The sequence below is a fragment of the Bacillus sp. LR--39 genome (assembly GCF_053613335.1).
On sequence record NZ_JBSIOT010000200.1, the window covers coordinates 1 to 1,296 of the forward strand.

Consider the following 1,296-nt stretch of genomic DNA (forward strand, 5'->3'; position numbering starts at 1 on the left):
TGAAGCGGTGTGGCAGTGGAGACAGGACTGTATTGAATTTTGCACGGTCGAAATGGATACGGAACGAAAGACATACGGTGATCAAAGATATGTGGAGAAATGGCCGGCGCAGTTTAAAGGTGTTCATGTTGTCAAATCAATAGGAGCCAATACAGCGCTTTGGAATATCGAAAACTATAAGGTCGGGCAAAAGGACGGCCGCGTGTATATAGATGAAACGCCGCTGATTTTCTATCATTTCTCTGGGTTTACGCTGGTGACAGAAAAAGAGTTTAATCTTTGCTGGTACTACCGGATTGAAGACGAAGCGACAATTGAGATGATTTATATGCCCTATATATTAAATCTGAAAAGATGGATTGATGAAATACAGTCGGCGTTTCCGGACTTTGCGGATGGCTTTATCCCGAAGCATGCAGTGCCTGACACTCATTTTATCCAGCTGGATTAAAAAACCCCTGCCGCCTGGCAGGGGTTTTTTCAGCTATGCCATTCTCTCAGCTTCTGGTCACTCGGCAATAGGAAGGCAAGGATGCCGAGAACAGGGAGAAAGGCAATGGCGATCATCGTCGGGGTCAGTCCCGCGGCGTCAATCAGAGCGCCCAGCGCCACAGCGCCGATCGCGCCCATCCCGAAGGCAAGCCCGACGGTTAGACCGGACATTGTGCCGATTTTTCCAGGAACTAGCTCCTGTGCGTAGACGACCGTTACAGAAAAGCTCGACATCAGAACCAAGCCAATCAAGGCAAGCACGCCATAGGCGAGAACCGGGCCGGCAAATGGCAGCACAATCGCCAGCGGCGCCGAGCATAACAGCGAACCGAGGATAACGAAGCGTTTTCCAAAACGGTCTGCAAGCGGGCCGCCGAGAAACGTGCCGATTGCGCCGAACAGCAAGAAGACAAAAATATAGCTTTGTGCCTGCTGAATGCTTACGTGATAGGTATCCATCGCGTAAAACGTGTAAAAGTTACCGATCGCACTCGTATACCAAGAACGAGCAAAAATGAGAAATATAATAATAATAAGAGCAGATACAACAGATTTGGTGATGGCCGTGTTTTCAGCCGTTTTCTTTTGTTTGCCTGATTTCTGGGCAAGGCTGCCGAGACGTGAGGCGTACCATTTCGCGATATACATGAGAAACATAACAGCAAGCGCGGCGACAAGCGTGAACCAAACAGCGCCGAATTGCCCGAGCGGCACAAGAATCAGCGCGGTGATCAGCGGCGCCATCGCCTGGCCTGAGTTTCCGCCCACCTGATAAATCGACTGGGCGAGCCCGCGTTATGTGCC

General features: G+C 50.4%; 2 pseudogenes. One reads left to right on the plus strand and one right to left on the minus strand.

Annotated elements, in window-relative coordinates:
* Positions 1–451, plus strand: a pseudogene (locus ACWHAR_RS21765) (hypothetical protein); the annotation flags it as partial.
* Positions 452–480: 29 nt separating this feature from the next.
* Here ACWHAR_RS21765 and ACWHAR_RS21770 read toward each other — a convergent pair.
* Positions 481–1,287: pseudogene (locus ACWHAR_RS21770) on the minus strand (MFS transporter); the annotation flags it as partial.
* Positions 1,288–1,296: the final 9 nt, after the last annotated feature.